Raw genomic sequence first — 26,229 nt, forward strand, 5'->3', positions numbered from 1 at the left:
TCTTTAGGAAAAAAGGCGCTATTTAGCGCCTTTTTTGATCTTCAAGTGTCACTGCCTTTTGTGGCTCAAGCACTTCGCTCAATACTTGCTGCCAATTATTAAGCATCAGCTCCCATGCTTGCTCACAAGACTGACGCTGTGTGTTGTTTATCGCTAATGCCTCGCCATTGAGCACTTGAGTGATCGCCTGCGCTATCCCCTCTACGGATAACTCTTGGATTAACTGATAGCCGCAGCCATTTCTCTGTAACAGATTAATTTGATCTCCCAGTCCATCGATATAGGGCAAGATAACCCCTTTACCCGCCGCGACAGCCTCTAAACAGGTGAGCCCAAACGGTTCCCAGCGAGAGGGGATAACCACCAGATCGCCTGAATCCAAGAACTGCGGCACATCATGCACCTCCCCAGTCAAACGAACATGGGGTAAAGGTAAGGCTAATTCAGACAGCAGTTGTGCATCCTCCCCTTCCCCCGCTATGGTTAAGCTGACTCTATCGCTAGGTAGCTTTGCCATCGCTTTTATCAACAGATCGAATCCTTTTTGCTGACTTAGCCGCCCGTATGCCAGCAGCTTAAGAGGTGAGGATAGAGGTCTACTCGATACGGCTATAAACGGACTCAGCTCCTTTGCTTGTCCCACCCATACCATTTTGTCTTTCATGAGGATGCCACTCTCTTCGAGCCAATGAACCTGCGAATTAGAGACCAGTAGCACCTTGTCCATCAGGCCATAGCCAAACTTGAGCATACGATAAAAACGCTTAGGGTGAGCGACCCTGAGAGCCACAAATTCACGACTATAATGATGCTCTTGATAGAGTATGGGGGTGCCAAAATTTGCCAGTTTAAGCGCTAGCAAGGCTGGAATTTTCCGCCAACTTAATGCGCCATGCACCACAATAATATCGGCAGCATAACGCTTAAACGAAGGTAGAGAGAAACGTCGATGTATTAGCTTAAAGAGGTAACTTTGATTCAGCCGTGACGCAGCCAAACTTTCTAGCGCCAAGTTGACGCCACCAAGCTTGATATCATCGATAAGATGAATAACGGTTGGCCGCAAAGTGAATCCTCACATAAAGCAAAAAGTTAAACCTTCCTTTTTACTTAAGTTAGAGAAATCGCTGCGAATTGAAAAGCTTTGTTTGAGATAATCGTAAAATTAACTGGGCACAGGCCAATTAATATCTAAAGCGACAAATTTCTAAGGCGACTAATTTATAGGGTAATTAGTTTCTAAAAAAGTCCAATAGATGCAAACAGGCAAAGATGGCATGCACAACAATAAAGCCAATAAAGGCCTGCGCAAGATGAATATGATAACTCCGCCACATCAAGGCATCGCTACTTCCTTGAGTTGCGAACCAAGCTATACCTGTGAGCCCAACGGCCAAGAACAGCAGCATGCCGATGCCTTCGACTATGCTAAATAAACCGCGCCCACCAGCAATAGGGATCTTGCCCTTAAAAAAGCCTAGGATATCGGTTTTAAGCTGCGAAAAGTCACCGATTAACCAAGGAAAGTACTGACGCCACTTGCCCTTAAGACAAGTGGTAATGAGAAAGGTCATCGACAAGAAAGCGGCGACAAGCCCAAGATAGACATGGCTCTGATCCCAAAACGTCGCATTAGGGCGTAAGCGGCGACCGATCAAGATCCAACCGCTGGTAAAGATAAGGTAGGCGCTAGTAATAATGATTAGCGCATGCTGCAGATCAATATACTTTCTTGCTAAACGTTTAAACGTCGACTGCGCCATATCTCGTCCTGTGCTTGTTAAACCGTAACCGCCAACTGATGAATACTGTCGGCGTAAGTATCAACCTTATTCCAATCAGTATATTCAATATTAGTATCAGCTGCCGTTGGACCTTTAGTGATCCACATGATAAATCGGATGATGTTCCTATCCATTACACCATAGCTAGGATAATTTAAGTTACCGCCAAACACCTCTGCCACATCGGGTACCCAAGGCGATTTTTCAAAGAAAGCCTGCATATATGGGTTAGTCTCTGCGGTATTTTTCAACGGCTTACGCGCTACCAAGTTAACCGAGAAGAAGCTACTCGGCTTCTGCTCTAATTCAGCCTTGTGAGCCTCAATAAAATCATAAACCGCAGGGTTATGTTTACCATGGCGAATACTGGCGCCGATGATAATCTTGTCAAACTCACCTAAGTCCACTTTATCGGCAATATTGACAGCCGTGACACAGTTGCCAACCGCCTTCAGTTTATCTTCCAGATAACTACAAATTTTACGTGTCTGGCCATGTACACTTGAGTAAACGATAAGAATTTTGCTCACCAGACATCCTCCTGAGGATCGAAATTGAACATGATGAAATCAATAAATAAATCATAGGTGATTTGACCAAAAGATTACATGAAACAGATCACGAGGTGCAGTGCTATAACCTCAATTAGCTTTACCTATCTCACAAAATCAACAGCGGAGTATCCTCAAAGAGAAAACTCCGCTTTTATTGACACAATTGTAAAAGCTATTGAACAAACAGCAATTTGCTTATAGGGACATCAAAAAATCAATAACTTGAGCTCGCTCCTTGGCCGTCAACGCCATAAAGTCTTGCTGACTTTTCTCCGCTTCTCCTCCATGCCAGAGGATAGCCTCTTCCAAGGTCGCAGCACGACCATCATGCAGGAATCCAGCCTGTGGGTTAACAGTCTGGGTCAGGCCTATTCCCCACAATGGACGAGTACGCCATTCGTTTCCATCGGCTAAGAAGTCTGGTCGTCCATCGGCTAACTCATCGCCCATATCGTGCAATAACATATCCGTGAACGGATAGATGGTTTGGCTCTTGTGACTATCGCTCATCTTGTTGCCACCAATCTCACCAGAGGTCTTAGTGACAAAGCTAGGTGTGTGGCAACCGCTGCAGTTAAGCTGCTCGAACAACCTTGCTCCCTCTCGAACATTCACATCATCAACATTACGCCTTGCTGGCACCGCTAGCGTTTCGGCGTAGAACACCACCGAATCACTAAACTCGGCGCTGGCTTCAGGCTCTCCATCTATGCCAGCTCCCGTGTCGACAAAACCGGTACGCGCTAAGTAGGAGTCATGTAGCGCAGTGCCAGCAACGCTCTCGTCAGGAAATAGCGGATTAGTGATCCCCATATCTCCACGTAATGCCCCTAGAGATTGCACTCGCACACTGGGGGTATTGGCCTTCCAGCCAAAACGCCCTAGCGAAACAGGATGGCTATCCCCCGCCTTGGCTTTAATCGCATCAAACACATAGTTAGCCCTACCTGAAATGCCATCGTTATCACTATCAGCAGCGTCAACATTAGCCAGAATATCCGCCTCATCAATCGCTTCTAATAGCCCTAAACCAAACACAGGCATACCATTACGCCAACCCATTAACACATCATCTTGTAGCAAGTTAGAGGTCACATTGCTGCTAGCTTTTGTCTCCCCCGGCGCATCATAGGGGTTTTCCACCTCAAACAACGGCTTCTTCAGGGTGACACTGGTGCCATCGCTGTAGGTTACCACCTTAGTTTCGTAGGAGAGGTAAACATCGGCCTGACCGACAAACTGATTTTGCCGCCAGTCATCGCGAGCTTGTAATACGCCACGATGAAACAGTTGGCCACCAAAATCTGGCACAGGGATTGGCGCACAATAATCATTTGCCGCAGTGCCTGTCACACAAACCTCATCTGGCGCCTTACTTATTCTTAAGAATATTCCCGCATCCGAACCAAGCTTAACGCGAGTTTTACCGGCTGGAACAATAGGTGTTGAGTTACGGCCATCGCGTTGATGGCATGAGTTACAGTCTGCGTTATTAAATACCGGCCCTAAACCATCGAGTTCTGGATGAGCGCTATTTGGCGCTGTAGTAAAGGCGGTTTCAAAGCTTAAGTCGCCCTCAAGGTGCAGCGCTAACTCTTCGGCGCTTAAGTTAGGTGCAGGAGTTGAGAAGCCATGCCCCGACTCCGATGCATCGAAGGTGGTGGTATCACCGCCGCTTGCCTTAATATCGGTATAGGCGGGATAGGTTTTCTCTTCTGGCTTTGGGGCTTCATCACTGCTGCCACCGCAGGCACTTAAGCCTGCAACACTCAATAAGACCAAGCTATTGATGAGGCTTTTTCGAAAGCCTTGGCTGCTGTTTGACTGTACTTTGTTTTGTTGCACTCTGCATTGCTGCACTTTGCTTTGTTGAAGGTATTTTTTTGTCATCTGCTGTTCCACACTCGGATTGAAATCGCTAGCTTTACTCCCTTAGGCCCAGGTATTGACTCACGACAACATGAAGCATTAACCACTTAAAAACCAAGGGAATTATTCGAGTAAAAAGGAGGCCTTATGGCCTCCTCATCAACTAACGCTTTAGATATTCCACTCTTTTAGCAGTGGCAGTACATCTGACTCTAAGCTCGCCTGTAGCTTAGTCAGTGCATCAACAGCGGTTTGAATTCGTACGCGCCCCTCAACATCTGAAATCGCTTGACGGAACGGCATATTGTTCTCACCCGCTATGGCAGCTATTTTAGTAATCGCATCGTCAATCTCACTCTTAACTCGCACTGCCAACTCTGGATTTGCCGCATTGACGAAATCGATAATCCCCTGCTTATCTGCACCACCTTCTAGTTCACCCAAGTAAACATTGCGCACACCAACGATGTTATCGCTGAAGTCTCTTAGTGAGTTCCAAGAGTACTGCGACTCAACCTTTGAGGTATCGGCCTTATCGAGTGACTCACCGAATGGATCGGCAATCTTACCGTTACCCACCTCATCGACAATGCCGATCATGCCGTTCACGAGCTCTTCTACCACTCCGACTTCAGAGCTGTAGAAGGTATTGCCATCGACGCCTGGCTTCTTAAGTAGTTCTCCATAAGCTTTACCCGACTGACCGTCATGGCTCACCTGCCATGCATCATCGAGCGTCTTGGTATAGTCACGGAACACTTCAGCAAGTCCCATCAAGTAGTCACGTTCATTAACCGTTAACTCGCTAATGGTCTTAGTGTTATCGGCGACACCGTCACCAAAGAGTAGGTATTCCATGGTATGGAAGCCCTGTACATCATCATTCCAGCCTTTAATCGTCTCAGCATCAAAACCTGTGTTGTTGGCCAGCACAGTGGTTAAATCTGTGGTGTTCAGTGGCCAGCTATCTAGATGAGGGTCGATACCGAGTGAATCTACAGGGCCGAAGATATGCGACTCTCCCTGCTCCCAAGGCTGACGCGCCGCTTTCCACGCCTCTTGCGCCGCCTCTAAGTTCGCCTGTGTCGGTGTGTTAACGAGTGTTTGAGTCGCTAACAACATCGCTTCGCCGCTAGCAGCAAGATTTGAGTAACCCGCCACAATCACATCATCGGTTAGATTCGTTACCATCTCGGTAGCTGAAAAACTAAAACCTGTGTCAGGCACAACGGGTGGTGTGGTGTCGTCAGAGCCTGAACCGCCACATGCGGCAAGCGTTGAAATAAGGGCGATAGCAAGCGCTGAATGGGTAAAATGTTTCATTGAAAACTCCATGTAATAAGTCATTAAATTGAGAATTGGTAACCAACGCCTAAAGCGAAAAAGTTAGTATCAGGAATAGATGCGACTGCCACTTGCTGTACGCCAGCTTCGGCTTTAATCACAATTTCAGGAATAGGGAAGTAGTTAACACCCGCACTGATCCAAGTGTTTTCATAGCGTTTAGTCGCAATACCTGTTTCCACCTCTTTTAGTGGATTGGAGTAATCGATATTGGCAAAGACAGTGACAGGTACTGATGTGAAGTGGCTAAGATCCACACCCGCCTCAACGAAGAAGGCTTCAGATTTCGATCCTAGCTGAGCAAAGTTGCCCGGCTTAAGTCCCGGAGTGGTTTTATTCGCCTGGGTAATCGCGTCACTATCGCTGAGCGTACCGTAAAGATACTGACCACGTAAGATCCAAGGCCCCTCAACAAAGGCGCCCGCGACAGATAAGATTTCAACCGTACCGTCTGCACTTAACTTGTTGGTTTTATGACGATTGCCGCTAGTATTTCCATAGTAATAGGACGCGCCGATAGCTGAACCTGTTTTAAAGTTGCCGTAATCGAGACGCACGACATAGGCAAGCTCATCGGCATTTACGTGTTCAAAACGCTTTTGATGTCCAGAGGCGACCCAGTCATAGCTACGGAAGTATTCTGAGTTTAAACCGCTAACCACTTGAGCTTGATAATGAAAGTTAGCAAGCTCACCAAAGATGCCGATACCATTCTCATTCCAAACCGCGGGCAGCATCGCCGCTTCACTCTTATGTCGCTGTACTGTTAGGTACTGGCTAGGTTTGTGTAGCATACTGCTGAGGCCAACGGGTAGATGGATATTACCGAACTTAACCCCAAAGGCATCATTAGGACGGTAGCGAATTTCGGCCTTCTCAATCATCACCTCGCCACCCGCTTCAACTTCGGCCTCAAACTCACCGAACTCATCGAAGCCGTCATATTCTAGTGCGGTACCTGTACCACCATGCTCATATTCGATCTCAACTTCCATGTCCCACTGTTCATTAAACTGGTAGCCAAACTCGGTAACGATCCGCTCCAGATCGAAACGACTACGGCGCTCTGGAGAGGTGTCCTGCACATTGTCGTAATACTCGTCACTGGTATAGATCACGCTACCGTAGGACTTAAATGAAAACTTTTCCCAAGCACTCGAGGACGATTTAGCTTCGTTAGCTATTTTAAGTGCTTGCTGCTCTTGCTGTCGCTCTTGTTGCTCAGCAAGCTGTTGTAGTTCGTTCTTTAACGCTGTCAGCTCAGCCTCTTGCTTAGCTATCGCTGCGGCTAATGTCTCTGGCTCGGTCGCTGATAGCGCATTAGTACTGAACATAGTGGCGATAGTTAACGCCACTATGTTGAGCTTTGTCTGCCTTGGAATAAGTTTCATAGATGGTTCTCATTTTGATTCTGCGCTGGTAAGCAATTGATATGTACCGGCTCCCCTTAAATTCGCAGACAAACTAACCCAGATGAGAATGATTTTCATTAATCTTTACAATAACATTTACAAACCACTTACACTAGATACCGATAGGCAACAAACAATACAGACTAGGCAAGCCCTAGCATTTCAACCGTTAAAGTAAAAACAAAGCTAGCAAACTACAACGCTCTAACGGTCATAAGAAAGCACTATAACTCTGAGTAGGTGATTTAAAATTTAGAAGAAAACAGATGTTGAATCAGTGAGATATAAGATACTTACTTCATATAATGAATTTGAATTTAAGCTGATATAGGCGCTTAGCTGGTGAAGAGGTCGCACACTTTAAAAAACTAGTGCAAACTAGATCAAAATCTATAAATTAGTCGGTTATCAAACAGATAGTCATGGACATAAATAACCGCCCAGATAACAATGAGCACAACTTATTGATGGTAAATGACAGATCATGGTTGAGACAGTAACAGACGCTGCCAAAGTCGCAGCTAAGCCAACGGTAAAAGAGAGCAGCAAAGCCACTGGGGTTTCAGCCCGCAAGAAAGCACTGCTGCTAGGACGTATGCTAGGTTTAGCCAGTGAAGATGACTATCGCGCCAGCAGTGCATCAATTGGCGAACGCGCCGCCTTTAGGGCGCAGAAGCAAGCATGCCAGTATCAAGAGAACCTTGAAACCATCTATAAAATTGCCATCAGCCATACTCCATCTGACGTAACTGGCGTCGATCTCGATCCCGACTGGGCTCATCAGTTTTTTAAACTGGCCGAGCAAATTCATAACCGTAAGATGCAGGAGTTGTGGGGCAGAATTTTAGCGAATGAGATCACCTCACCGGGCAATTTTAGTCTTCGCACCTTGGCAACACTGAAACAGCTCACCCATAAAGAGGCGCAGATCTTAGAGAAAGCTCTCGCCATGTCGGTACTGGTTAACAACGAGACACGGCTCAAGCTGATTATCGGCTTTAAACATGCCGGAGGCTTAGGTCAGTTCTTTAAGAAACCAACATCAACCAATATTGGTTTATCGCAATTTGGTCTGCCCTACTCCAATATTTTGACCTTAGTCGAGGCGGGGGTTTTACATCGCAGCGAGCTAGAAACCGGATTACTGAGCAGTAAGACACCGATCAGTTTCTCCCTAAGCGATCTAAAACTTAAGCTGACTCCAAAGAGCGGCCAGCTATTCTTCAGCTACTACCGCTTTACCCCTATCGGCGATGAGTTAGCGCAGCTTATTCCCTTCAATACCGATAAAGACTATATCAAGGCGATGCGAGCCCTATTTGCCCGCGACTTTAAGATTGATTAAACCGCTTTTTTTAGCTTATCTGAGTCAATCACCTGTATTGCCGCTAAATAGTCCAGCAGTGCGCTCACTTGAGTCGCTAAGTCGCCCTTACTGGTATCTATAGTCAACTCTGCAGCTGTTGGGTTTTCATAGGGGGCAGAGATCCCGGTGAAGTTTTTAATCTCGCCGGCGCGCGCCTTGCTGTATAGGCCTTTAGGGTCACGAGCTTCACACACCGCTATCGGTGTCGACACATGCACCTCAATAAATTGCCCTTCATCAAACAGTGCACGTACGCGCTCACGCTCCTCCGTTGTTGGCGAGATAAAGGCCGACAACACCACAAGGCCAGCATCGACCATGAGTTTTGCCACCTCACCCACACGGCGTAGATTCTCGTCACGATCATCCGCGCTAAAGCCGAGATCTTTGCATAGACCATGACGCACATTATCGCCATCGAGCAGATAGGTGTGAAAACCCGCATCGAATAATGCACGCTCTAACGCACCTGCTAGTGTCGACTTGCCCGAACCCGACAAACCGGTAAACCATAGCAAGATGGGATTTTGCCCCTTCTGCAACGCCCGAGACTGCTTATCAATACTGTGCTGGTGCCAAACGATATCAGACATAAACAACTCCAAAAAAATCTAATCTATAAAATAGTTAACCAGACGAGCTAACATCATCTGAACATCTGCGCCATTAGCCCTAAACAGAATGAGCTAATAGGGAAAGCTAAAATGCAAAAAACTAAAATGGAAAAAGTGCTGGAACTAATAACAATACAATTGCCGAGTACAACAGTGACAAAGGTAAACCCACCCGCACAAAATCACTAAACCGATAGTTACCCGCGTTATAGACCATTAAATTAGTCTGATAACCGTAGGGCGAAATAAAACTAGCACTGGCGCCAAACACCACGGCCAGAATAAATGGCCGAGTATCGACGCCATAACTTAGTGCGATGGCATAAGCCACCGGAAAAGAGAGCGCCGCAGCAGCATTGTTGGTTATAAGCTCTGTGAGCAACAGCGTCATCAAGTACACAGCCACGAAGGCGGCAAACACGCCATAACCATTGATCGCCCCCAAAATAAATGCGGCGATATCGTCGGCAAGCCCAGTCGATAACATCAGGTTCGCCAAGCTCAAAGCACTACCAACAATCACCACCAGCTCAAAAGGAAAACGCCGCTTGAGTTCAGATAAGCTCACCGCGCCTATGGCGATATAACTCATCAGGAGTAAAACCAGCCCCTTAACCAAAGGAAGAACACCTGTCAGACTGGCTAAAATCGTTACTAGAAAGCCTGTGAGCACCCACTGACTGCGGCGTGAATCAAGCCTAACACTCAGGTCTAATCCACTCACTGCGGCAAACTCAGATGCCAGCTTAGTGTTGCGGCAAAAGCCATCTCCCGGAGTGACCAGCAATACATCCCCGGCCTGCAACTCGATATCACCAAGGCCACCCTTTAGCGGCTGATGGCCACGCCGGATAGCCAAAACCGCGCCATCAAATTTTTCTCTAAAGGTCGACTCTTTTAGCGAGCGCCCTACCAAGGTTGAGCTTGGTGCAAGCACAGCTTCAATCAGGTTTTGTCCTTTAGCCTGCTGCTTACCAAACCACTCGAGACCATCGAACTGGTGCAACAACTCAACCGACTCCACCGCGCCACTAAAACGCAGAATATCTTCACTCTGCAACACTAAGTGCGGCGGCACTGGGCAGATGCGAATACCGCTGCGCTCAAGCTCTACTAAGTAAAGCTTTTTCAGGGCGCGTAAGCGATTATCTTGCACGCTCTTGCCTATCAGCAGTGAACCTTTAGCCACTCTAGCTTCAAGTAAGTAAGGCAAAGTCTCATCAGCAGACTCTTCACGTCTATCGGGTAACCAATTGGCTAATAACACCAACAGGCCAACGCCCGAGATAACAATCACAATGCCAATCATAGAAAACTCAAAGAAGCCTAAGGGCACGAGTCCTGCGTTTTCTACAAACGAATTGACGATCAAGTTAGTCGAGGTGCCAATTAGCGTGAGCGTTCCCCCCAAAATGGCCGCATAGGACAGGGGTAGCAACAACTTAGCTGGCGCATGGGCTTGGTTACGGCGCACCACCCCAATGAGCGAAGCCACCACCGCAGTATTATTGGTAAACGACGATAGCAAAGCGGTAGAGAATCCAAGCTTGGCCATCGTCGATGCCAACGAGCCCCGCCCTACCACTTGACTTAACTTACCCAGCAGCGAAGTTTTCTCCAGTGCTGCCGTCGACATGATCAGCAATACTAAGGTGACTAGGCTAGCATTGGTGAAGCTGGCTAAAGCGGTTTCAAGCTCCACCATACCAAGCAGATAAGTGGTTAATGAGGCGATAAAAAATAACGCTGCGGGTGTCAATATCCCCGCCATTAAGGCGGCGACTAAGGCAAATAAGATGCACGATAACACCCACAAATCAGCCACAGTTAACCCTCTACTTTACTGATATCAATTGCTTGCCAGTGAGGGTACTGCTTACGGATCAGTGCATTCAACTCTAGCTCAAAGTCACTGTATTGCTGAGCCGCTTTTTGTGTTTTGCTGCTCGATACCGCCATCACAGCCGCGACCGTTGCATTCGATAATCGGTCGATTAAGATCATGCCGCCGGTATCCCTCACCAAGCTATAAGGATCGATAGCAATCGATTCATTGAGCTCAAGGGTGACTCGCGCCATATCATTAAGGCCAATAGCATCGCTGCTGTTGCGTTCTAGGGTGTTGATATCTACTAGGTATTCAATCCCTGTGACACTGGCTTGCAGTTTTTTACCCGCGACTTTCAAGTCATATAGCTGACCGATTTGCAGTGGCTTCTCATCCATCCAAGCAATATCGGCGCTGACAATATTGGCAAGTGCTGGAGCATCTTTAACCTGCGACAGTAGATCGCCCCTTGAGATATCGATTTCATCTTCCAGAGTCAGCGTCACCGCTTGGCCAGCAATCGCCTGCTCAAGCAAGCCATCGAAAGTCACGATGCTAGCAACCTTGCTGCGTTTACCCGATGGCAAGGCCACCAGCTCATCACCCACGTTAATCACCCCCGATGAAAGGGTGCCGGAAAAGCCACGAAAATCCAGATCAGGACGCTGCACATACTGCACAGGGAAACGCACAGGTAGGCTATTAAGCTCACGGCGGGTATCGATGGTTTCGAGTAGCTCTAACAGTGTGCCGCCGCTATACCAAGGGGTTTGATTGCTGTTATCGACAACGTTGTCGCCCTTAAGGGCAGATAGGGGCACATAACGAATATCGATATCTCCTAACTGCTCGGCAAACTGGGCAAACTCGGCTTGAATATCGTTAAAAACCTTCTCGTCAAAGCCCAAGAGGTCCATCTTGTTCACCGCCACAACGAAGTGACGAATGCCGAGCTGAGATGCAATAAAGGCATGGCGACGCGTCTGGGTCTGCACGCCATAACGCGCATCGACTAAGATCACCGCCAAGTCACAGGTCGACGCACCTGTAGCCATGTTACGTGTGTACTGCTCATGGCCTGGAGTATCGGCAATAATGAACTTACGCTTATCACTTGAAAAATAGCGGTAGGCTACATCGATGGTGATCCCTTGCTCACGCTCCGCTTGCAGGCCATCTACCAACAGCGCAAGATCAACCTCTTCACCTGTGGTGCCAAGCTTAGCGCTGTCACTTTTCAGGCTAGCTAACTGGTCTTCATAAATTTGTGCGCTGTCGTGTAGCAGACGACCAATCAAGGTGCTCTTACCGTCATCGACACTACCGCAGGTTAAGAAGCGTAACAGCCCCTTGTGTTGCTGTAGTGACAGGTACTCTTTTACGCCTAGATCTTCCAGTTCTGCCGCCAGGCGTGCATTGTTATTTACTGCTTGATTCATAATGATTCCTTAGAGTTCTTCATCCACATTCACCGTTAGATGGCTGGGTTTAGAAATAGCCCTGACGTTTTTTCAGTTCCATCGATGCGCTTTGATCTGAGTCGATAAGACGACCCTGACGTTCACTCGAACGGGTCAGCAGCATCTCTTCAATAATCTTCTCTAAGGTATCGGCCTCGGAATGCATCGCCCCTGTTAGCGGGTAGCAGCCTAGCGTTCTAAAGCGCACTAGCTCCTCTTTAGGCTGCTCACCTTCTGCCAGTGGCATTCTGTCATCATCGACCATGATCATCATGCCATCGCGCTCAACGACGGGACGCTTCTGGGCAAAGTACAGCGGCACCAACTGAATGTTCTCTTGGTAGATATATTGCCAAATATCCAACTCGGTCCAGTTAGAAAGCGGGAATACACGAATGCTTTCGCCCTTATTCACCGCACCGTTATAGGTACGCCACAGTTCAGGACGTTGATTTTTAGGATCCCAAGTATGGTGCTTGTCGCGAAACGAATAGACACGCTCCTTGGCACGCGACTTCTCTTCGTCACGGCGTGCGCCGCCAAAAGCAGCATCGAAACCGTACTTATTTAGCGCCTGTTTAAGCCCTTGAGTCTTCATGATATCGGTATGCTTAGCACTGCCATGTTCGAATGGGCTTATGCCCATCTCAAGCCCTTCTGGATTCTTGTGAACTAGCAGCTCAAATCCAAATTCTTTGGCCTGGGCATCGCGAAAGGCGATCATCTCTTTAAATTTCCAGTCGGTATCGACGTGCAGTAAAGGAAAAGGAATTTTCCCTGGATAGAATGCTTTTCGCGCAAGATGCAACATCACAGAAGAGTCCTTACCGATGGAGTACATCATCACAGGATTATCAAATTCTGCCGCGACTTCGCGAATAATTTGAATGCTCTCAGCTTCCAGTTGTTGCAAATGGCTTAACTCTTTCGCGGCCATGCTAATTCTCCGTATTCTTCAATCAATTATTTTGTTGTTGCGGCTAACTCGAGATCATTGAGTTGGCTCTGCTGTGTTTTCGGCGTAAACCAATTGAGGCTGCCTGCTAATTCGACCACTTCGCCTATCACCATCAGCGCCGGCATCACAAGTTCGGGATGGCTAGCAAGTTCATCAAGGTTATCAAGGCTACCGATAAACACTCGCTGCTGGCTGGTCGTCGCCTTTGAGACAATGGCGACAGGGGTTTGCGCCGCTCTACCAGCATTAAGCAAGCCTGCTTTAATTAGATCTGCATTTAAAATACCCATGTAAATCACTAGGGTATTATTAGGGTTAGCGTAACTCTGCCAATCCATAGGGCGACTCTCAAGCTTGCAATGACCAGTAATAAAGCTCACGCCTTGGGCGTAATCTCTATGGGTTAACGGAATGCCGGCATAAGCCGCTGTGCCGCTTGCCGCGGTAATTCCAGGTACCACTTCAAAATCCACACCGGCGTCAACGATGGTTTCTAGCTCTTCACCACCGCGACCAAAAATAAATGGGTCACCGCCTTTTAGCCGTACCACGTTCTTGCGGGTATAGGCCTTAGTGACCAACAGCTGATTAATCTCACTCTGCGCCGCACTGTGAAGGCCTGCACGTTTACCTACGGCAATTTTCTCGGCGTGCTTTGGGATTAATGCCAAGATCTCATCACTGACAAGCGCGTCGTAAAGCACCGCATCGGCATTTTGCAACACTCGATAAGCCTTTACTGTCAGTAGATCGACATCACCAGGTCCCGCTCCCACTAGCCATACTTTTCCTCCAGCGGCTTGACCGGGTAAAGTTACAATCTCCATCACGCTACCTCACTCTGAATTCTTGTAGTGAAATATAGCCGCCTGCTTATTCCATAATAAATATGTATTTATTACCTTTTATAACTTTTAGTTATTAATGAGCGCGCGGATGTAGATAGGTGCGGACAGGACTTATGTAACACCTTGTATGAAAAGCGTTAAATCAATTAGAGCAAACGGTTTATTCTGCAGAGTTAACACTAGGGTGACTTTTAGCACTAAGTTATTGCGTTTAGATCTAATGTTGTCGCTATTTTTTATTAATAAATATGAGCTTGGCCAAAGTCATTACAAAACAAAAACGCTAGCAACCCAGTTACTAATTTGCTGAACAACTGTTAATACAAGATTCTGCTAGGTAGAATATTCCACATAAAAACAAAATTACTTAGATAATTTCAGGGAATACAATGAACAAATTAGCTGCGCTACTCTTAGCCTCAGGCTTGTGCTGCTCTTTTAGTCTTTATGCTCAAAGTGAGACTCAAGTAAGTAAGAGTGAAGAAAACGAAACCAACATTGAAGTCGCACCTAAGACAGAGGAGTCTTTGGTTGATAAACGGATCTCGGAAGAGAGCGCGACGGGTGAGCTTCCCTACGTCATTACGCCCCATAAAGTTAACTATATTCTGCCTGTGACCTATAGCAAATCGCCCAATATGGCTCCTTTTGCAGAAGAAGCCGCCGAGCATCCCTTCACCTTAGATAATATGGAGGCCAAGTTTCAAATCAGCTTTAAGTTCCCACTTTGGCACAATGTCTTTGGTGACAACGGCCACCTCTTTGCGGCCTACACCAACCAATCCTATTGGCAGGTATACAACAAAGATATCTCCTCCCCATTTAGAGAAACCAACCACGAGCCTGAGATCTTCATGCTGTTTACTAATGACTGGCAACTGGGACCACTGAAAAACTCTTTTTGGGGTTTTGGCGCCGTACATCAATCCAACGGCCAATCGGGGTCTAAATCACGTAGCTGGAATCGACTCTATGGCATGATGGTGTTTGATAATGGTCCCTTCGCCCTTGAAGCTAAGGCGTGGTGGCGTATCCCTGAAGATGAAAAAGAGTCCCCTAGCTCTCCAAAGGGCGATGACAACCCAGATATTACCGATTACATGGGGAACCTAGAGTTCAAAGGCGTATATGGTCTCAATGAACATAGATTTACCCTTATGGTGCGTAATTACATTAAAAAACCTAACTATGGCGCACTGGAATTCACCTGGAGCTATCCGATTCTGGGTAACTTAAGACTTTATACGCAATACTTTAATGGCTACGGTGAAAGTTTAATCGACTACAATGTACATAACCAACGAATAGGTATCGGGGTTTCAATTAACGACATCTTATAGTCGACCACTTAGCTCGATATCAAAAACGTCTATAGCAGGTTTTGAGTAAAGCGCTTTAAAGCCTGCCTGTACTAAGGATGGTTATGACTTTGAGCTATAAGGGCATATTAGGTATTTTTAGCCTACTCATCTGCATTAGTGCAGGGCTACTCAGCTACCAGTCTTTTTTTCCTAACCAGATAAAAACCGAGCTCAATGTGCGCCAATACCAGCAAGATATGAAACTGGTGCTCGATAAGCTTGCGCAGCACTCCGCCTTTGCCGCCAACAATCCGCAGCGGTTACATGAGATAACCTTAGAGGCGAATAGCCTGATACAGCGCTCAATCGGCATCATTCAGTCGGCGCAGTTAGCGCAGCAACTACAGCGACTACTTAGCCAACTAGATGATCCCGCAGTCCAAGTGTTCGCCCCACGCCTCAATACACCAACGGCCGGTAAACTGCCTATTAACTTGGTATTTGACCAGCGATATTGGCAAGCTTTGAACCTGCGAGGCAAGCCGGTCGATGCTCAATACCCCTACCTCTCACACATAGATGGCCTGCCTATTGCCCACTGGATTTTGGCGAGCCAACGCTATCTGCCAAGTTCACTGAAACAATCCCGTGTAGCACAGGCCAACGGCATCATACAGATAGCAAGACTCAGGCGTGAGATAGGCCTTAGGCACTCTAACGAGACGATAGTGACCCTAACCGATGGTGAACTCAGCGTGCAACGGGCGCTAACATTGATACAGGCCAAAGAGGCAGAACCGATTGAGTCAACTCAACACCGAGTCGATTTCCGCCTCCCACCACAGATAGATACCGAGACTTTACAGCAGCTTTCTCTGCAACTTGCCACTCAGCCTGAGAGTCATTCGCCGTCACAGCTTATTATCGATATTCGCGCCATTAAACAGCCACAAGATCTGCTTATGGCTTGGCTGACTAAACACTTCAGTGATAATAAACAGCAGCAAAAACCTCTGGCCGTACTGCAATACAAACGCTTTGCCAACGCCAGAGCCGATCGTATCGCTAGCCAATACACTCCTATGTCACAACTAAGCTTCTTTGAGCAGACAGAACTTAAGATCCGCGGCTTTGATAATGAGTTAAAGCCTAGTGAAGCCTTTAGTGATTATCTTGTTCGCCGCTTTCAGGCATTCGACACTGAATCTATAACCGAATTAGGGTTCATACCCAAGGTCGACTCCAACTCCGAAATCGCTCTAGGCTTGGCAAAATCTGCACAACTGTTTCTCAGAGTGGACTCTAGCTGTGAGCAAGAGTGTGAGTGGATAGCCCTAGCGACTCAGCACTGGCCTAGAGTTAGCCTTATCGGCGCAACAACCCGTGGCGACCTTGGCCCACGCTATCGAATAACCCTGCCAAATAGCGGAGTTCAGGTTCAATTTAGCTCAGGCTTGGTCTATCGCCCTAATGGTCAACTTCTGTCTGGAGCAGGCCTCACTCCCGACATCGCACTCAATCAACTCGCGTTTTACAAGATCAATGCCATCGAGCTTATCGGCGAAAAGTTATTAGCCCAACATCCTGTACCGAGCGTTTCCCCCTAGCAGCTCCCCCCTTAATTCAAACCCAATGAGTCCTCGTCAGACTGATTCGGATCATCTTTTTTCATGATAATAAACGAATTCATTCCATCACTCGGCCAACTAAGGTATAAGAGCCCCATGAAAACCCCAAAACGACTCCAACCTCTGGTTGATGAAGGACTGATTGACGAAGTGATTCGTCCATTAATGAGCGGCAAAGAAGCCGATGTTTACATTGTTAGGTGTGGTAACGATATTCGCTGTGCCAAAATTTATAAAGAGGCGCAGAAGCGTAGCTTTAAGAAAGCCGTTGAGTACCGCGAAGGACGTAAGAGCCGCAATTCTCGAAGGGCCCGTGCCATGGAGAAAGGTTCTAGCTATGGTCGCCAAGAGCAGGAACAAGCTTGGCAAAATGCCGAAGTCGACGCCCTGTTTCGCCTAGCCTATGCAGGCGTTCGTGTACCTAAGCCCTACGGCTGTTTCGACGGTGTCCTGCTGATGGAGCTTATCACCGATGAAGCGGGCTATGTGGCACCAAGACTCAACGATGTAACGCTAACGGCAGAGATGGCTATTGCGCACCACGCGATGGTGATGAAAGATGTGCAGCGAATGCTCTGTGCAGGCATTATTCATGGCGACCTATCTGAGTTTAATGTATTGCTCGATGATAAAGGGCCGGTCATTATCGATCTGCCACAAGCCGTTGACGCCGCTGCAAACAATAACGCCAAGCGCATGCTACTGCGTGACGTGAATAATATGACCCAATATTATGGTCAGTTTGCTCCATCTCTACGCGCAAGCAAATATGCTCAAGAGATGTGGCTCAAATTTGAATCCGGCAAGCTATCACCAGATGCAGAGCTAACCGGGCAATTTGTCGAAACTGAGCAAAGCGCCGATATCGATGCAATATTAGCCGAGATCCAAGCGGCCTTCGAGGAGGAGCAAGATCGTAAGGCTCGCATACAATCTGCGACAGAGGATGAGTACTAGTATTATCGATTAATCAGCAGCGACTTATCAACAAAAAAGCCCTGTAATCTTGCCATTACAGGGCTTTCTAATTTGTACTCACTATTCCACCTGAGTAGCTTCGCCTTGTGTTACAGGTGCTTGATTAACCTTCTCAATATTGAGCTCAGCCAATGTCGCCGCAATATCTTCAGCAGCAGTTTTAGCATTGATATCTTCATCGATCTTTAAGATCTTGCCATCTTTACCTATGTAAAAAGTGACCCGGCTAGCAACGCGAACGAAGTTGAGCACATCATAGGCCTTAGCCGTTTGCTTGCTGGGATCGCTCAGCATGGGAAAGTCTGCTTTCTGCTCGCGAGCGAAGGCTTGGTTATCTTCTAAATCATCAACACTGGCCATCATATATACGGCGTTATATTCACGAATAAGGTGACCTTTCTCGACTAAAGACTTACATTCCAAGGTGCAGCCATGGGTGTTAGCCATGGGGTACCAAGCCAACACTAAGGTCTGCTTACCCTTGTAGTCGCTAAGTTGATAAAAGTGGCCATCGGTGGCTTGAAGCTTAAAGTCGGGTGCCATATCACCGACTTTCAGATCCGTTGCCAGTGCACTCAACGGCAGCAGCAATAGTGCGATAAATCCAAATTTTGAAAGCTGTTTAATCATCTCGATCACCTTATAAATAGTCTTGTCACCTATAAAATATGACAAGTGTTCCCTTTACCAGTGTTTATTTTTAGCTCTTACAATCTATGTTAACCCCTTGCTGCCCATACGCCAGCTTCCTACTAAGGATTATCACTCAATTTAGGGGTGTTACTCACTCAGACACTCAAAGGCTAGATCATAGGCTTTACCCAGATCGACCGTTTTAGGTTTAACCTGTTTTAGCTCACTACAACGTTTATCTGTGGCTCGTAATGTCGCAGGGTGAATGAACTCTACCTCCTGCTCCACACTGGCTAAAATCGCCCCCTCCATTAGAAACGTTCCAGCCCCACCCGCACCTTGTCCCGTAGTTGCACGGCGATTTAGCACCAGCTTAGAGACGTTATGATCGACTAAGTACGTCTTTATCTGCGCAACAAACTCACGAGTTTCTGCTTGGCTCGGGTTTTTCACTAGGCTGAACTTATTTGTCTTAGGCGCTATCACTCTATGCTCACTTCTGCAGCCCGCCAAGGTAGCTAACCTAACTTCATTCGCTTTTAAAAAGCATCCACAGACTACCTGCTCAGCCATCTTTATTCCCCCAGTACCAACAAAAAATAATAAAACGCCAACCTTTACTGGCTGGCGTGTTGTCGCGACTGAATTATGCCATGATTAGCTTACTCAGTTGAGCGAGAGTTTGATAGAGAGTCGACTTCGAAGCCTTTTTGATCAACATCGAGACTCATCTTAACTCGCATATCATAATCTTTCACAGCCTCTAACCCTTCAGGAACCGGCTCACCTGTTAGTTCAATAAAAGTTAACAGCGGCTTAAACATCTTCATGTAATCGGCTGACATCACCATCAAACCGTTATTGACAACTGGCTCTGTCGCTAGACTATTGGCAATCGCTTCGCCCTTGTTACCTGCAAATATGACTAAGTGGTTACCCTTTATCGCCATTTTCGCCTTGAAGTTCATCTCTGGTGGCATAGGAATAATACTGTTGAGATCGATCGCGTCACCATTCACAGGCAGTTGAACATTGCCCAACTCAGGTACAAATGGCTTTGCCAAATTAAATAGCATGCTTGGGTTATCAGCAGAGAGCGTCATAACGGCATCCAGGCTCTCTAGCTGAGGATTATCTATGTCATCACTGATCTTATAGTCGATAAGTGATACAGCAACGCCTTTGACACCATTAGCCATACCAGTAAACATGCCTAACATACCGGGGCTTTGTTGACTCATTTGGGCCTGCATCGCCTCCAATGGGGCACATTGGTATTCAGGGGTTAACATATCATCCCAGATCGCATTCAATGATGGCACCATCTGGTTGGTATCGATACCGACACCTAATGTAAATACACTATTTTCAATGTCTTGCGTATAAGCAGGAATATAACCGCGCAGTTTTTGATAGGCATTGAGTAATACTTGATTCTGACTCTCAATCACGGCTCTAAAACCGATATTGCTCTCTTTATCGGTAATCTCCAGCAGGTCGTATCCCGCAACCGTTCGCGGCCAGTTATCGGCAATGGTAGAGAGTTCCTGCTGACATGCAGGGGTTTTCAGCTCAGCAAAAGGGTCCTCTTTGCTCATTTCAAATAACTTTGAAAGCTGCCCCGCGAGCTGATTGCCATCAGTCGTGGTTAACGCCGTCACAATCTCTTTGTGATTGATGTAACTTATCCCTTCGTTGGTAAAGCCATATTTGTTGATAATGTCTTCAATGATGTGAGCATCGACAATAGAGTTATCAATTGGGGTCACGCCGAAGGCCGTTTCGAGTAAAGTGGCCTCACTAAAAGAGGTGCTCAGTGTAGAGATAAGCAGACCATCATGCACCGCAAAAACCCAGTCTATCTGATCTTGCTCGGTAGCATCGGTCAACCGATAGCTACGGTAATCCACACCTTTTAAATAGGCTTTAGTATGGGTAAACCCACTCTCGACTTCCGCCTTATCGAGCAGCGCCCAGAAAGCATCGGGGTTATCGATGTCGACTTTTACCACGGGCATAGCGCCGAGTGTATAGAAGTAACTACGGATATTTTCAGCCAACCCGAAGGTCTGAATAAAGGTACTGCCGTCTTTCATCGATGCCATATAGGACTTCATCAGGCTGACAAAAAACTGCGCTCTCGCATCATTCTCTTGTTCAAGGTCTTGCTCAAGCTCATCAAACGCATCTATAGGGTATTGTCTGTAGGCTTCTGATAAGGAGTTAATATACGATTTAATAGGGAAAGGTTGCAGCTGTGCGGAAAAAATCGGGGTGTCAGCAGGGACATAGCTTAATACAGGGTTATCACCTGCCGAGACCTGCGTTGACTGCTGGCTATACCAATATCCACCAGCACCTGCAGCGACAACCACTGCGGCAATAAGCATCTTGTTCATTCAAAACTCCATTTGATATTTCAATTATTCCAATAGAAAGCATTGCGACCTTAAGCTAAACCATACTACATCAATATTTATCTCTTATACCAATCGGCTCAAGTATGCAGCTCCCCAAGTGATTAAGGGATATTAGCAGTTAAGTTAAAAGATAAAGCAGTAAGAAACAATAGAGAGGAAGTGTTGGTAATAGCAGGGGGATCACTCTAAAACGTGAAAACCCCTGGTGGCCCTACAGAGCGGGGCCACCAGGGGAACAACTCGCTTGATTAAGCAGGCGCTAGCAAGCCAATCAAAGCACTCAAATTAACGCCGATTAGCGTTGTAATTCGAGCTTGGTTTATCTGGTCACTGACAACTCTGCCTGCAATTTTTAGCTGATTTCGATGCCTATCATCTAAGGCTAGCATCCAATCAGTGGAAGACTAAATTTTGCGTGACCCAATTCAGGCCGATACAGAACAGTCCCCTAAAACCATCTACGGGAACATCAAACTATAGACCAAATAAATACCTGTGTATAACATTGTGAGTAAAAATGTACAAAAATAAACAAAATTTAATACTAAAGGATTAAATTCCTTTAGTAACACAGACTTACAAAAGCGATTTTTTGTATACAATATTACGAACCACTCTTTAAAGTGGTACTGATGTACCACTTTAAAGAGCAAGACCAAGTCTCTATTAAAACGAAATCAAATGTCGTAATGCAGTCCACATTCACGTTTCAATCCATTAAAGCGTGTTTCCTCTTCACTCATCCCTAGCTCCAGCGGCTTAGTCGAATGAGTGTCACCGACAGAGACATAACCTTGCTCCCACAATGGATGGTAAGGCAGCTCAAACTCGGTTAAGTACTCATGGACTTGCTTATTACTCCAGTCAATAATCGGCAAAATCTTATAGCGTTCACCATGGATAGCTAAAATCGGCAATGCTTCACGGGTACTTGATTGTGAGCGCCTTAATCCCGCAAACCAAGTACCAACTTCTTGCTCAGCTAAGGCTCGCTGCATAGGCTCAACCTTATTGATCTGGTTATATCTGTCCAAACCATCTAAGTCTTGCTCCCACAACTTACCGAAACGCGCCTCCTGCCAGGCTGCACTAAAAGGTGATGAGTACACCTTCAAATTCAGCTTTAGTCGTGCGGTCAACTCATCAATAAATTGATAGGTCTCGCTAAATAGATAACCAGTATCAGTGAGCAGCACGGGAATATCGGCTTTCTCGCTGCTCACCATATGCAGCATCACCGCCGCTTGAATACCAAAGCTTGAAGATAGTGCATGCTTACCCGGCAGATATTCCAGTGCCCAACGCACTCGCTCACTCGGAGTAAGCTTGGCTAGAAAGTCGTTCACTCGCACAAGCTCAGCTTGTTGCTCCACTTTTGGCGCGCTCAATAATGCCTTGAGCGCAGCCGCTGAAATCACAGAACCTACAGTATTAGCCATGAAAATCCCTAGCCGCATCAAGTACAGCCGTAACCACACCGCTACGTACGGTATAGTTACCAAAAGTTTCATCCGCTTGGCGCTCAGAAGCATATTGACCAAATAGGGTATCGAGCTCAGCTAAGATCTGCGCTTCTTGGATATTTTCACGATACAATTTATTCAAACGTGTCCCCTCAAAACTGGCACCTAGATAGAGGTTATAGCGTCCCGGCGCCTTGCCCACTAAGCCTATTTCGGCGGCAAACGGCCTAGCACAGCCGTTAGGGCAACCCGTCATACGAATCACGATGCCTTGGTCGATAAATCCGTGTTTTTCCTGCAGCGCTTCAACCTTAGTCAGAAAATCAGGGAAGTAGCGCTCAGCCTCAGCCATAGCCAGTGCGCAAGTTGGCAATGCGACACAAGCAATAGAGTGGCCACGGGTTTCGGTGATCAACTTGCCAAGCAAGCCATGCTGCCTTGCGAGTCCTTCAATCAGCGCCTTGTCACCGCTCGGCACACCCGCGATGATGATATTTTGGTTCGAGGTCATGCGAAAATCGCCCTGATGGACTTTGGCAATTTCACGCAGACCAGTCTGCAATGGCTGACCCGGTAAGTCTTTTACCCTGCCGCCTTCGATAAACAGGGTTAAGTGCCAGTTATCATCAACGCCTTGTTTCCAGCCATAACGGTCACCACGGTCACCGATCACCACATCACGCTTTGGCTCGAACTTAATGCCAGTGCGCGCTTCAACTTCCGCTTTAAACTTATCGAAACCGTGCTTCACTATGGTGTACTTCAAACGTGAGAGTTTACGGTTTTCTCGGTTACCCCAGTCACGCTGAATCGTCATTACCGCTTCGGCAAACTTGAGCGTATCTTCAGCCTTAATATAACCAAAGTCGTCGGCTAATCGTGGAAAGGTCGAGACTTCACCATGGGTAGAGCCCATACCGCCACCCGCCACCATATTAAAGCCCACTAGCTCATCGCCTTCGGCAACGGCGATAAAGCCTAGGTCGTTGGTATAGACATCCACATCATTGTCTGGCGGCACTGCAACCGCCATCTTAAATTTACGTGGCAGATAGGTCTTACCGTAAACTGGTTCCACCTCGTCACCTTCTGTGGTCACAAGCTTCTCATCGTCTAACCAGATCTCGGCGTAGGCCTTAGTGTGCGGCAGCATGTTGTCAGACAACTGCTTGGCATAGGCGTAAGCTTGTTGATGCAGCTTTGACTCCACTGGGTTGGGATTACACATCACATTACGGTTTACATCACCACACGCTGCAATCGAGTCTAAGGCTTCACGGTCGAGATCTTGAATGATGGTCTTCAAATTACGCTTTGGAATACCGTGATACTGGAACGTCTGACGCGTAGTGAGACGAATGCTGTTGGCACTAGTCAGATTTGACGCAATCTTATCGACTGCCAGCCACTGCTCCGGTGAACATACCCCACCCGCCACACGGGCGCGCAACATAAGACTATATAGAGGCTCAAGTTTCTGCTCTTTACGCTCATTACGCAGGTCACGGTCATCTTGCTGATAGAAACCATGAAACTTGATCAGCTGCTGATCGCCCTCGCTAAACGCACCAGTGACCGCCGTATCCAATCCCTCTTGGATAGTGCCGCGCAGGTAATCGCTGTCGGTTTTTAAATATTCATTTACTGCTAACTTTTGCTCACTCATGGCAAGGTACTCTCTTAAAATTCTTTTCTGCTCTCGCGCCAGTTAAAACCTAGCGTTGCTCAACATTGCTTTACTCGTTTAAAGCTAAGTCTTAGTAAACGTCTTTTTGATAGCGCTTGGCCGCTCTTAGCTCTTCTAGGTATTGGGCAGCTTGCTCTTCGCTCTTACCACCGTGTTGCACCACCACATCGAGCAGTGCTTGGTGAACATCTTTAGCCATACGCTCAGCGTCACCACAAATATAAAGATGTGCGCCAGACTCTAACCACTGCCACAAGGCATCACCCTGCTCAGTAATCTTGTGCTGTACATAGATCTTATGCTCTTGGTCACGAGAGAAGGCTAAGTCGATACGAGATAGCTCGCCACCTTGTAAATATTGTTGCCACTCAGTTTGATAGAGGAAGTCTTGCTCAAAGTGGGGGTTGCCGAAAAACAACCAAGTATTGCCCTGTGCGCCTTGGGCTGCGCGCTCCTGCATAAAGGCTCTAAAGGGGGCGACACCGGTACCTGGCCCAACCATGATCACAGGTGTCTCTGGATTTTCAGGTAGGCGGAAGTGCTTATTAGGCTCCACATAAACCTGCACCTCTTGACCCTCTTGCGCACTTGCTAAGAACTGAGATGCACCACCAAAGCGGGTAACACCGTCACGCACCTCTTCAACCAGCGCCACGGTCAAATGCACCTCTGATTCCACTTCACTCTGACTCGATGCGATAGAGTAGAGTCTTGGGGTAATACCACGCAGCAAGGCAACAAACTGCTCTGCAGTCACCTTAGCCGGATACTGACGAACTAAGTCAGCCACTTGATTGTTATTCACATACTCGCGGGTCAGAGCTTTATCGGCGCTGATAGCCTGTAAATCGGCATTTTGGCTTAGCTCGGCCCAACCTGTGACTAAGCCTGGGTAGAGCTGGGTCAGCTCCTTCTTATTGGTTAGCGCTTCACGCAGACTCAAGCTATCACCGCCGACTGAAACCGACTCATCACCATCAAGCTCTAGCACTTGCAGCAACTCTGAGACGAGTGCTTGCGAGTTAGTAAACCACACACCTAGGGCATCACCCGCCTGATAGCTTATTCCTGACTCGCCTAGTTCAATTTCAACATGACGAATATCTCTGTCAGAATCACGACCTGTCAGTTTCTGACTAACGAGTAGTTCAGCGGTATAAGGTTTTTGCTTGGTGTAATTTGAGCTTGATGCCTGAGAGCTAGCAATAGAAACCACACTGGCTCCGGCGCTTTGTACTAATGGCTTAACCGCTTCAAGCACATCGGCTTGCCACTGCTGGGCTTGGGCCTGATAGTCAACATCACACTCTGCTAGAGGTGCAATAGATTTAGCACCTAACGCATTGAGGCGTGCTTCGAAATCTTTACCGGTTTGGCAGAAAAACTCATAGCTTGAATCCCCCAGCGCCAACACTGAGTAATTAAGGTTATCCAGTTTAGGAGCTCGCTTAGAACTTAAGAACTTATGCAGTTCGATGGCATCATCGGGGGCATCACCCTCACCATGAGTGCTAACCACCAACAGAAGCAGACTCTCCTGCTTAAGCTGACGCGTCTTATAATCGGCCATAGAAACAAGATTTACCGCATAGCCCTGTGCCTGCGCCTTCCCGGCAAGCTCGGTTGCTATGCCTCTGCCATTACCAGTCTGGCTACCATAGAGGATAGTGATGGTTTGCTCAGCCCCAACCTGAGCGCTTGCCCCGGTTTGAGGTAACCCTGCGACTCCCTGTTCAGATGTTGCAGCAAGATAGCCGCTTACCCAAGCAAGTTGCACGGCATTCAGCTCTGCAGTGAGCTGCTTTAACTTATCGACTTGGCCTGCAGAAAGCGGCGAAGCGAGTGATGAAAGCTCTTTTAACAACATAGAAACGGCCCTGTATCAATTTAATGTTGCTCAGCTTAGCCCCTCCTTAAATATTAAAAAAAGAATAAAAGATAATTTTTAATTCGATTTAGGAATATACAAAGTTCAAAAATTAAGCTACAAAAGTAAGTGGTAACTCAAATAGTGCTTATGCAATAGGGTTTGTTAGTGCAAACTCCTATTAAAAAGTGTGGCACAGCGCAAACTTTTCAGTC

Annotated in this window: 21 protein-coding genes; 4 read left to right on the forward strand and 17 right to left on the reverse strand. The window is 47.1% G+C overall.

Going from position 1 to position 26,229, the window contains the following annotated elements:
• Positions 1 to 22: 22 nt before the first annotated feature.
• From JMA39_RS05890 to JMA39_RS05915, 6 genes are all read right to left on the reverse strand, one after another.
• Complete coding sequence (locus tag JMA39_RS05890) at positions 23 to 1,066, reverse strand: glycosyltransferase family 4 protein (RefSeq protein WP_202720912.1); 1,044 nt, start codon at positions 1,064 to 1,066, stop codon at positions 23 to 25.
• A 166-nt stretch (positions 1,067 to 1,232) separates the two neighbouring features.
• Positions 1,233 to 1,763 (reverse strand): cytochrome b/b6 domain-containing protein, encoded by a 531-nt coding sequence (locus JMA39_RS05895; protein WP_202720913.1) that lies wholly within the window; start codon positions 1,761 to 1,763, stop codon positions 1,233 to 1,235.
• Positions 1,764 to 1,780: 17 nt separating this feature from the next.
• The gene (gene hemG, locus JMA39_RS05900) at positions 1,781 to 2,314 is read right to left on the reverse strand and encodes a menaquinone-dependent protoporphyrinogen IX dehydrogenase (protein ID WP_202720914.1); all 534 of its coding nucleotides are present in this window, start codon (positions 2,312 to 2,314) and stop codon (positions 1,781 to 1,783) included.
• Between the two features lie 219 nt (positions 2,315 to 2,533).
• Positions 2,534 to 4,228, reverse strand: a complete 1,695-nt coding sequence (locus JMA39_RS05905) for a di-heme oxidoredictase family protein (protein ID WP_237732672.1) — start codon at positions 4,226 to 4,228, stop codon at positions 2,534 to 2,536.
• Between the two features lie 150 nt (positions 4,229 to 4,378).
• Positions 4,379 to 5,530: an imelysin family protein gene (locus JMA39_RS05910; RefSeq protein ID WP_202720915.1), complete on the reverse strand. Its 1,152-nt coding sequence runs from the start codon at positions 5,528 to 5,530 to the stop codon at positions 4,379 to 4,381.
• A gap of 23 nt (positions 5,531 to 5,553) precedes the next feature.
• A complete protein-coding gene (locus JMA39_RS05915) occupies positions 5,554 to 6,885 on the reverse strand; it encodes a porin (protein WP_373316327.1) in 1,332 nt (443 codons plus the stop codon).
• A 562-nt stretch (positions 6,886 to 7,447) separates the two neighbouring features.
• On the opposite strand from JMA39_RS05915, the gene JMA39_RS05920 reads away from it, so the two are divergent.
• Positions 7,448 to 8,308 (forward strand): TIGR03899 family protein, encoded by an 861-nt coding sequence (locus JMA39_RS05920; protein WP_202720917.1) that lies wholly within the window; start codon positions 7,448 to 7,450, stop codon positions 8,306 to 8,308.
• Here JMA39_RS05920 and cysC read toward each other — a convergent pair.
• From cysC to cobA, 5 genes are all read right to left on the reverse strand, one after another.
• Positions 8,305 to 8,922 (reverse strand): adenylyl-sulfate kinase, encoded by a 618-nt coding sequence (gene cysC / locus JMA39_RS05925; RefSeq protein WP_202720918.1) that lies wholly within the window; start codon positions 8,920 to 8,922, stop codon positions 8,305 to 8,307. The two genes, JMA39_RS05920 and cysC, sit on opposite strands and share 4 nt — an antisense overlap.
• A gap of 121 nt (positions 8,923 to 9,043) precedes the next feature.
• The gene (locus tag JMA39_RS05930; RefSeq protein WP_202720919.1) at positions 9,044 to 10,768 is read right to left on the reverse strand and encodes an SLC13 family permease; all 1,725 of its coding nucleotides are present in this window, start codon (positions 10,766 to 10,768) and stop codon (positions 9,044 to 9,046) included.
• Between the two features lie 2 nt (positions 10,769 to 10,770).
• The gene (gene cysN / locus JMA39_RS05935; protein ID WP_202720920.1) at positions 10,771 to 12,210 is read right to left on the reverse strand and encodes a sulfate adenylyltransferase subunit CysN; all 1,440 of its coding nucleotides are present in this window, start codon (positions 12,208 to 12,210) and stop codon (positions 10,771 to 10,773) included.
• Between the two features lie 49 nt (positions 12,211 to 12,259).
• A complete protein-coding gene (gene cysD / locus JMA39_RS05940) occupies positions 12,260 to 13,168 on the reverse strand; it encodes a sulfate adenylyltransferase subunit CysD (RefSeq protein ID WP_202720921.1) in 909 nt (302 codons plus the stop codon).
• Between the two features lie 26 nt (positions 13,169 to 13,194).
• Positions 13,195 to 14,016 carry a uroporphyrinogen-III C-methyltransferase gene (gene cobA, locus JMA39_RS05945; protein WP_202720922.1) on the reverse strand — a complete coding sequence of 274 codons (822 nt, stop codon included), beginning with the start codon at positions 14,014 to 14,016 and terminating at the stop codon, positions 13,195 to 13,197.
• Positions 14,017 to 14,426: 410 nt separating this feature from the next.
• Here cobA and JMA39_RS05950 point away from each other — a divergent pair, with 410 nt between their 5' ends.
• The 3 genes from JMA39_RS05950 to JMA39_RS05960 all read left to right on the forward strand — a co-directional run bounded on the left by JMA39_RS05950 (position 14,427) and on the right by JMA39_RS05960 (position 17,923).
• Positions 14,427 to 15,377: a phospholipase A gene (locus tag JMA39_RS05950; protein ID WP_202720923.1), complete on the forward strand. Its 951-nt coding sequence runs from the start codon at positions 14,427 to 14,429 to the stop codon at positions 15,375 to 15,377.
• Between the two features lie 83 nt (positions 15,378 to 15,460).
• Positions 15,461 to 16,945 carry a S41 family peptidase gene (locus JMA39_RS05955; RefSeq protein WP_202720924.1) on the forward strand — a complete coding sequence of 495 codons (1,485 nt, stop codon included), beginning with the start codon at positions 15,461 to 15,463 and terminating at the stop codon, positions 16,943 to 16,945.
• Between the two features lie 117 nt (positions 16,946 to 17,062).
• On the forward strand, positions 17,063 to 17,923 hold the full coding sequence (locus tag JMA39_RS05960; RefSeq protein WP_202720925.1) for a PA4780 family RIO1-like protein kinase: 861 nt from the start codon (positions 17,063 to 17,065) through the stop codon (positions 17,921 to 17,923).
• A gap of 81 nt (positions 17,924 to 18,004) precedes the next feature.
• Here the strand turns inward: JMA39_RS05960 and JMA39_RS05965 are convergent, their stop codons facing one another.
• From JMA39_RS05965 to JMA39_RS05990, 6 genes are all read right to left on the reverse strand, one after another.
• The gene (locus JMA39_RS05965; RefSeq protein WP_202720926.1) at positions 18,005 to 18,574 is read right to left on the reverse strand and encodes a peroxiredoxin family protein; all 570 of its coding nucleotides are present in this window, start codon (positions 18,572 to 18,574) and stop codon (positions 18,005 to 18,007) included.
• Positions 18,575 to 18,724: 150 nt separating this feature from the next.
• Positions 18,725 to 19,150, reverse strand: coding sequence for a DUF3010 family protein (locus tag JMA39_RS05970; protein ID WP_202720927.1), 426 nt, complete (start codon positions 19,148 to 19,150; stop codon positions 18,725 to 18,727).
• An 89-nt stretch (positions 19,151 to 19,239) separates the two neighbouring features.
• Positions 19,240 to 20,976, reverse strand: coding sequence for a hypothetical protein (locus tag JMA39_RS05975; RefSeq protein ID WP_202720928.1), 1,737 nt, complete (start codon positions 20,974 to 20,976; stop codon positions 19,240 to 19,242).
• Positions 20,977 to 21,674: 698 nt separating this feature from the next.
• Entirely contained in the window at positions 21,675 to 22,436 is a 762-nt protein-coding gene (locus JMA39_RS05980) for a phosphoadenylyl-sulfate reductase (RefSeq protein ID WP_202720929.1), read from the reverse strand.
• The gene (gene cysI, locus JMA39_RS05985; RefSeq protein ID WP_202720930.1) at positions 22,429 to 24,126 is read right to left on the reverse strand and encodes an assimilatory sulfite reductase (NADPH) hemoprotein subunit; all 1,698 of its coding nucleotides are present in this window, start codon (positions 24,124 to 24,126) and stop codon (positions 22,429 to 22,431) included. The genes JMA39_RS05980 and cysI overlap by 8 nt, the downstream gene beginning before the upstream one ends.
• Positions 24,127 to 24,217: 91 nt before the next feature.
• Positions 24,218 to 26,014 (reverse strand): assimilatory sulfite reductase (NADPH) flavoprotein subunit, encoded by a 1,797-nt coding sequence (locus tag JMA39_RS05990; protein ID WP_202720931.1) that lies wholly within the window; start codon positions 26,012 to 26,014, stop codon positions 24,218 to 24,220.
• Between the last annotated feature and the right edge of the window lie 215 nt (positions 26,015 to 26,229).

Origin of the sequence: Shewanella schlegeliana (assembly GCF_016765635.1) — a bacterium.
Taxonomy (GTDB): domain Bacteria; phylum Pseudomonadota; class Gammaproteobacteria; order Enterobacterales; family Shewanellaceae; genus Shewanella; species Shewanella schlegeliana.